The sequence below is a fragment of the Bifidobacterium sp. B4079 genome (genome assembly GCF_026537385.1).
Taxonomy (GTDB): Bacteria; Actinomycetota; Actinomycetes; order Actinomycetales; family Bifidobacteriaceae; genus Bombiscardovia; species Bombiscardovia asteroides_I.
In genome coordinates this window covers 1-7,653 of sequence record NZ_JAFNMH010000007.1, presented here as the reverse complement: position 1 = coordinate 7,653, position 7,653 = coordinate 1, and the positions used below count along the sequence as shown (strand labels likewise).

The following is a 7,653-nucleotide window of genomic DNA, read 5'->3' as shown; positions in this document are numbered from 1 at the left end:
AGATACCCCAACACCACACTCTGACCAACACACAACCAAACCCACACACAGAACCTAAAACAACGCGTTTAGTTCCTATAGGCCTCATCTCAGTTACATCCCCTTTAGGTAAAGAAAATGCCGCCCTAGTGTGCACATCATATAAATATGATGGAGGCAGTGGCGGCTTCTAACATCATTAAATATACCGTTATGAGACTAGTGTATCTACATTTAAATACAAGAATTCACAAAGTCATCACATTTAATTGTCTGTGGTTTGCTGGCTAATGGTCGGCATCTGTAGTAGTTCCCTATAAGCTGGGCTGGAAATCTTAAGTTCGTCATGCGTGCCGCATGCGACGATTTTGCCCTTTTCCATGACCAGTATTTGATCACCTGGCTCAATTGTTGACATTCTGTGAACTACTTCAATGACGGTTTGTTCGGAGAATATCTCGCGTAGTAGAGCATTTATCTTCTGTTGGTTGATTGAGTCGAGGCTTGACGTAGGCTCGTCTAAGAGAATGACAGGTTTTCTGTGCAGCAAAATCCTGGCGATGGAAAGTCTCTGACGTTCTCCGCCGCTCAGGAAGTGGCCTTGTTCACCGACCTGCGTATTTAACTCTTGTTCGAGATTCCTAACTTTTGTATCAAGATTGACGAGCTTGAGCGCATTCCAACATGTCTCATCGCTTGCTTCGATGGTTCCCATCGTTAGATTATCTCGAATACTACCGGAGAATATAGGAGCATCTTGTTCAATATAGCTAACTACTTTCCTGATATCGTTGGCATTTAAATCAGTTGAGTCAACATTGTTGTATAGGATATGCCCCGAATCCGGCCTATAAAAAGCCTCCAATAGGGAAAGCAGCGTAGTTTTACCTGAACCCGACGAGCCCACGATGACGGTTCTTTGGTGTGGGACTGCGCTAAAACTAATGTTCTGCAGAGTGGTATTTCGTTCATCATCTTTGTCCGCTGTATTGTAAGAAAAGCATACATCTTTGAACTCCAGCGTAATGTTGGCTGTATCAAACGAGGAATGCCCATCTGGGGAAAGCATATTGCTCGAACTTACGGTTTCGCTTTTATCGCGCAAAGATTCAATGTCTTCTATTCTCCTGAGTGGTCCTAAAGCTTTGAAAGCCGTGGTTATAGATGAGGAAAAGGAGCTTAGCGAAGAAACAACCATAGTCAAATACATTGAAAAGGAGATGAAATTAGAAATATCAAGATCCCCTTTCGCTATTTCCGCGCCGCCAAAGGAAAAAACGATTAGTAAGGTCAGCTGTATGGCGCAGTTCACAATGGACCGAATGATTGTTTCCTTGTTGGCCACTTTTACTGTTGCCCGATACACTTCTTCTGCGGTACCGACTACTCTTTTCGTTTCAGGCACTGTTGCCATAAAGGCCTTAATTGTGCGAATTCCAGCTAATGATCGCAGTATGGCATTAGACAGTCTTGCTGTCTTAGCTTGTACCAGTTCGGTATAGGCCTGCAGACGAGAAGAAGCAGCAATCATCAACAGAATGGATGTGCACGAAGTTATAAGTGCCACGGCAAAGAGTCTGGTATCAATGAACAGCATAGCGACAGCTGATCCGCAAGCTGTTAACAGATTCGCGGCCACTTTAAAGAAGTCTGATGACAGGGCTGAGCGTAACTCATTAGTATCTGAGATGACAGTTGAGACATAGTCACCCGACTCCCTCTTATCATACTCTTGTACCGGCAGGCCGAGGATACAGGTAATGAGATTGCTACGTTTATCGAAAACTATTTTCGCCGCAAGGCGGTTTGCCATATTGGATCCCAAACCATCCAGGACGATGCCTGCTACAAACAAAAGCGCCAAGACTGCAATTGGTCTCACCAACTTCTGACTCTGTTCTATGGCGTGTAGAAGATAATTGACACACAGAGGTTGTAGTAACGCCAGACCTGAAGACACTATACCCACAGACATCACAACAACAGTGATAGCTGTGTGCGGTTTCAATAGTCTGAATACATTAAAAATTGTGGTTTTTTGACGTTGCTGAGTTTGCATAGTTGACATGATTTCCGCTATTCGCCTATGGCTGTTTGGACGGTTTCAATTGCCGATCGCTTCAAACTAGAACGTGCAGAGAAAAATGTGGAAAGTGTTCCCGCGGCGATAATGGGCACAGCAAGGATAATGAAGAACTTCCAGGGGAAGACCACTACAAAGAGATTCTTGGAAAGAGGGAGGAATGTCACAGCGGTGAAAACTCCGACGAGCAAGGTGGCCCCCGCAGAGATAAGGATACCGGTGGTCACGAGGATGAAACCATCCAAGGCCGATATGGCAAGTAGCTGTCCGGGCACAGCGCCCGCGATGGAGATAAGGGCCAGATCAAGGTTGCGTTCCTTGGCAGAGATGGCGAAACTGGCGACCGCACCGATTACAGCAATGAGCAAGGCCGACCACAGGCTGGACATAAGCTCTATCGGTGTGGCTGATCCCATGTCTTTCAACTGGGGAAAGCCACTTATGGCAGCAGTACTGGTTTGACCTGTGATTAACAATCCACCGAGCAGGAACAGGCAAGCAGTCAGTGAGATGATGGTGGAGCCGAATGCCTTCCCGCGACTTCTCACAATGGCTTGTGCCCGTGCGATCTTCCAGACATCGGATTGCACAGGAACCAGATTCGTCCATGTTTTGGTGGCCCATTGGATGATGGGTCCTCCAGAATAGGCCAGAGCGACCAGAAACAGCAGTATCGCGATGATCGGGCCTAATGACATGGGTTGCATGATGATGCCCAATTGGGTCTTACTCAGAGTTTTGGGGTCGTTCAACACCAGGATGACGGCAGCGACAGCCGGTGCCAGCAGGGCGATGAAACCACCGATAATAAGGAATCTCCTCAGACCGCGCCCAGCTCTCGTGACGTGGACTTCCTCAGTTCCTGAACCTCTCAGCAGCTCAACCGGAAGCACTTTCCTCAAAGCACGCAGAGTAAAGAGAGCACCCAACAAAGCCACAATGAAACCGACTGCAAGCCCCCTCAAAGCAAAGTCTAAGAAACCCTGCCAAGTAAAAGTGATAAGCGGCGGTAACAGCACGGCCTCCAACTGGAACTTTAGAATCCGTGGGGCAAGAATTGGCGCCAGCGCCATACCAACGATGGAGGAGATCAGAGTCAGCACGAACACCTGCACCATGGTGAGGGTCAGCACCTGCCTAGGTGTGGCACCAAGCAGGGACAACAATGCAAGTCCCTTCCGCCGCTGCCTTATGGAAGCCTGAATCGTCACCATAATGACCAGGCAACCCAGGACCATTGCTATCTGGTAGACCGAGTCCACGTTAGTGCTGAGATGGTGAGATACCACACCCACTTCCCCCGGGGAATCATGTTTGAGATCATTGATTCCCTTGCATACACTCATGGCGCACAGAATCGTCTGCGTGACCACAAGCACAAGAAACACACCGGCCCAGATTCCTCTATTGGCTTTCAGATCATTCAACGCCCACTTCATGACTTACACCTTTCACGCCGCATCGCCATACAGAATCAGGGCAATAACTACGCTTGCTCTTCCACATTCCCTGATGCGACAAATCCGCCATCACTCATGGTGTATACGACGTCGCATTGCCGGGCCAGGCGGAGATCGTGTGTGACCACGACCACGCATTTACCGGGTCGATGGGAGAAGTCCCGCAACTGCGAGAAAACCAACTGTCCGGACTTCTGGTCAAGAGCACCTGTCGGCTCATCGGCGAACACAACATCGGGATCCGCGACCAAGGTGCGAATCAAGGATACCCGCTGCTGCTCACCACCTGAGAGCGAACTAGCTGCGTCATTGTCGTGCCCGCTCAAGTGGAACTTATCCATGAGGGCATCGATGCTTCCTTGATCGACCTTGCGATGGCTGAGAGTCAAGGGGAGCAGGATATTGTCACGAACGGTCATGGACGGGACAAGATTGTAGGACTGAAACACAAACCCGATATGCGATCTGCGAAACAAAGCCAAGTTACGCTGGTTCTTCTTAGTTAGTTCCTCACCCAGCACCCACACATTTCCTTGAGATGGCTGTTCAAGACCAGAAAGGCAATATAGCAAGGTGCTCTTACCACATCCAGAGGGCCCTGTAATTGCGGTCATGGCACCACCAGCAGCAACAAAAGAAAGATCATTGAACACCACAGTGGGAGTCCCGTCACCCGAGACGAAATTCTTACTTAGCTGTTCAGCTACTACCACACCATCACGCATAATATTAACCTTCATGGTACTGAGATCAGAGTATCGCCAGACCTCATGCGATTATAAAGCCCCACGACAACGAGTACTGAAATAAACGCTGTCATGGGGCGATATTCCTATTTACCAACACAACACGTTGCTCGTATCGCTGTAACTGGTGCATATGTCCTCTTTCAACACTCCGTCAGCGTCGGGAATGAGACTTATCTTCTCACCTTCCGCATCGGACATTTCTATTGAAACAAACGCCCCATATCTGAAAAAGATAGGTCCGTTATTGTACCTTAAATCACTGAGGATATAAGGTCCTGGTTCACCGCCTATTGCTTCCTCTAGTTTGAGGGTTAATCTTTCAAGATGCTCATCAGAAAAGGGATATATGGTTATGAATTTTCCACTAGAGCTGCGTCCTGCATATTTGGTATTGGAGGATCGGTACTGTTGTTTATCCCTGAGATATTTGAACATAACATGCTCTGAAATACAGATTTTAGAAACTTTTTCTAAAACTGATTGTGCATTGTCAAGGGAAGCCGTCACATGAATTTTCCATCCGTGGGTCCTCATTATGCAAGCAGTCGGCTGCATATATGTCCATACTACGGATTTATTTGAAGCCCATCCTATCGGACAGTCAGGTTCAGGATCCCATGACTCTTCGGCATGTGCCATGAGACTACGGCTATCGACAAAGAAAGGAGATCCTGGGTGCGTCGCCCGCATGTATACAGCTTCCCCAATCATTGCGTCTCCCATCGTTGCGGACTATGCTTTGTAGTAATATTATCAGAACCCGGTTCAGTGTCAACTTCTGTTTTAACTCGCTTCTTGAATATTAATAACTTGCTCATTGCCTTTGATAGCTAAGTACCCATACGTCGCCTTTTAAGATGGCAACTTTCCTTTGAGTAGAGATGGACCTTCAATTGCTGCATCCAATGATGTCAAGACACCAAGCCGTTTGCATAGCAAACTTTTCCCAGCGTCTATACTTACCTGATCCTCCCCCGTGGCTTCCATTCTGAATGATATTAACGACTGCGTCTGCACCGATTTCCTGGAGCAGTGACACCCACTTCAGAGATTCTCTATAGGAGACCCGAGCATCTTGCTTTGCGGCTATTGCTAAAACTGAAGGGAATCTCCATTCTTGCACGGATTCACCACTCCCCTTCCCTTTCTGCTTTCCGTGAGAAGGAAGGTTTTCACAAGGTGAATATGACCTGATATAATCGAAAACCTTTTGGCTTTCCAACGGATTTCCCCATTCGTCCCATTCCGCCACAGTCAGAGGAGAAGATGGGTTAAGAAGCGTTGTTAACGGATCAACAAAAGGACTGTCCGCAATAACACCCGCATAACAATCTGGTGCCATCGAAACTGCGGATGCCACAAGTAATCCGCCGGCAGAATTACCATAAGCCACGGTTCTTTCAGGCTTCGCACAGCCGGCATCTTGTAAAGCTTGGGTTGAATCTATAAAGTCCTCAAATGATGTTCTTTTATGAAGCTTCCGACCCTGTTCATGCCAGGTATATCCTAGTTCCCCCCCACCGCGGACATGAACCACTGCATATAATATTCCACGGTCAAGTAAACTTAGTCGCTCCATTGAGAAGTCTGGATCAGTGCTGACTCCATAAGCACCGTAACCTGTTATATACATAGGCCGATTCTGTGGAAGACCGGTAAATGCTGAATGCAGTTGTCTCTCGCGATATATATTTTGCTGCAGTTCTTTTTTCCAAATCAGTGATACTGGAATCTTCTCACCGTCTCTTGACGGTAGCCAGATCCGCTGTTCGGCATATAGGCTGCTATCAAAATCCTCAAAACCTGCATATCCCCCTACAAAGTTGTCATCGCCAGTCAATGGATTCACTTCACGAATTTCTGTGGGAGATGTATAACTGAAAATTGAGTAACGCATATTCGGGGAATCATATGACAAGTTCCCTGAGCTAACGATGGAATAAATCTTACTATCACCTACAGAATCCACCCTGTTATTGGTGAGTGGCTTCACCTCATTAAGATTCAAAGGACGATTGAACTCAGTAGATTCCTTAACTGAAGCTTTATCAACAAAAGCAATACGAGGCAGCCCATCTGAACGGTAGCTTAATGAAATGAAGTTGCGGCGAACACAGACGGAAAAAATGTTCAAACCTCGCACTTGCTGGAAAATTCGAGGATTTGGAAGGGTGCGCTGGCGCTTTCCTGCCAAGATAGATTTACTGTCTTTTCGCGCTATCTCAGTATCGTCTACCGGGCAAGATTCTCCCATAGCGATACATGTTCCCTCACCGATATAGAAGGGCGGCTCGTGCAAACGCATATCGATTATATCGACTTCAAAGTTCGGTGTTCTGCCATTATGTCGGATCACGGCAATTGGTATATCGTCTTCTTCGTCTTCCTCAGCTTCAAAAAAACCGAACTGCACGGAATACTTAATACTATTGTGTCTTTTTATAAAAGATATGAATTCGCCTGTTGGGTTTGCCGCCGGCAAGATTAAAACTTCTTTGCTTGTTGGAGAGGCCGATGTAATGACGATGTATTGGTTATCATTACTAATCGTGACAGTTACGCGGAATTTTTCGTCATTTTCTCTAAACACTTCAACATCTTCTTGAATACTCGATCCAATGTGATGTCGTTTCACTGCGAATGGTCTCATCTGATTATCAAGTACCAGATAGAACACCCATTGCCCATCGGGACTTAAACATGCCCCGCCGGTATCGGGAATAACATCCGATAGCGGCTTGGATTGCGTGATTCGACGAAGATGAACAGTATATCTTTCATTGCCTTTAGTATCCGTGCTGTAAAGCAGAAGTTTGCCGTCATTGCTGATAGACAAATCTTGCAAATGGAAATATTTCGAACTGCCGATTTCAGCATTGGCATCGAATACAACCTCTTCACCCTTTACATCACTCTGATTAGCGACTGCAATAACGTCGGGAGGATTCCAATCATCATCAGCGATAACCGGCAAACGGTACTGTACATCATAAGGCTTTCCTACAAAGTTCCGTGAGAAATACCAGAAGTTGCCCAATCTAACAGCAGGAGAAACAAACTCCTCCTTTTTGCGGTTTTGCTGTTCCAGGAATAGCTCTCTCTGAAGATCTTGAAGGTGCTCCATCCTTTTTTCAAATCTAACATTCTGAAGCAGGAGACATTCGGTGTCTCTTTCATTATTTCTCTGCGTTGCCTGATTCATACTTAATAAGTCCTTTTAAAATGACCATGAGATGCATGATTCCACGGCCTTTGCCCATCAGTTAGCTAATGCACCTACGTTGATAATTATAGGCAGGGCTATAGGAACTAAACGCGTTGTTTATGTTGGGGGTTTGGCCTTGTGGCTGTAAGCGTGTTGGGTGGTTGTTAATAGGTCGGG

At 46.6% G+C, this 7,653-nt stretch carries 5 protein-coding genes; all 5 read right to left on the bottom strand.

All coding sequences use genetic code 11. The annotated features are described in order from the left end of the window. Positions 1 to 244 precede the first annotated feature (244 nt). Entirely contained in the window at positions 245 to 2,047 is a 1,803-nt protein-coding gene (locus J3T95_RS09080) for an ABC transporter ATP-binding protein (protein ID WP_110452323.1), read from the bottom strand. An 8-nt stretch (positions 2,048 to 2,055) separates the two neighbouring features. Next, complete coding sequence (locus J3T95_RS09075) at positions 2,056 to 3,501, bottom strand: FtsX-like permease family protein (protein ID WP_045924218.1); 1,446 nt, start codon at positions 3,499 to 3,501, stop codon at positions 2,056 to 2,058. Positions 3,502 to 3,548: 47 nt separating this feature from the next. After that, positions 3,549 to 4,247 (bottom strand): ABC transporter ATP-binding protein, encoded by a 699-nt coding sequence (locus J3T95_RS09070; protein WP_045924347.1) that lies wholly within the window; start codon positions 4,245 to 4,247, stop codon positions 3,549 to 3,551. 111 nt (positions 4,248 to 4,358) lie between these two features. Continuing rightward, complete coding sequence (locus J3T95_RS09065; protein ID WP_143243380.1) at positions 4,359 to 4,910, bottom strand: class III lanthionine synthetase LanKC N-terminal domain-containing protein; 552 nt, start codon at positions 4,908 to 4,910, stop codon at positions 4,359 to 4,361. Positions 4,911 to 5,160: 250 nt separating this feature from the next. Then, positions 5,161 to 7,473 carry a prolyl oligopeptidase family serine peptidase gene (locus J3T95_RS09060; protein ID WP_267431528.1) on the bottom strand — a complete coding sequence of 771 codons (2,313 nt, stop codon included), beginning with the start codon at positions 7,471 to 7,473 and terminating at the stop codon, positions 5,161 to 5,163. Between the last annotated feature and the right edge of the window lie 180 nt (positions 7,474 to 7,653).

Excerpts from the sequence above, each read along its gene's own strand:
- J3T95_RS09065 (WP_143243380.1), bottom strand. The coding sequence starts at position 4,910 with ATGGCACATGCCGAAGAGTCATGGGATCCTGAACCTGACTGTCCGATA.
- J3T95_RS09060 (WP_267431528.1), bottom strand. The coding sequence starts at position 7,473 with ATGAATCAGGCAACGCAGAGAAATAATGAAAGAGACACCGAATGTCTC.
- J3T95_RS09070 (WP_045924347.1), bottom strand. The coding sequence starts at position 4,247 with ATGCGTGATGGTGTGGTAGTAGCTGAACAGCTAAGTAAGAATTTCGTC.
- J3T95_RS09080 (WP_110452323.1), bottom strand. The coding sequence starts at position 2,047 with ATGTCAACTATGCAAACTCAGCAACGTCAAAAAACCACAATTTTTAAT.
- J3T95_RS09075 (WP_045924218.1), bottom strand. The coding sequence starts at position 3,501 with ATGAAGTGGGCGTTGAATGATCTGAAAGCCAATAGAGGAATCTGGGCC.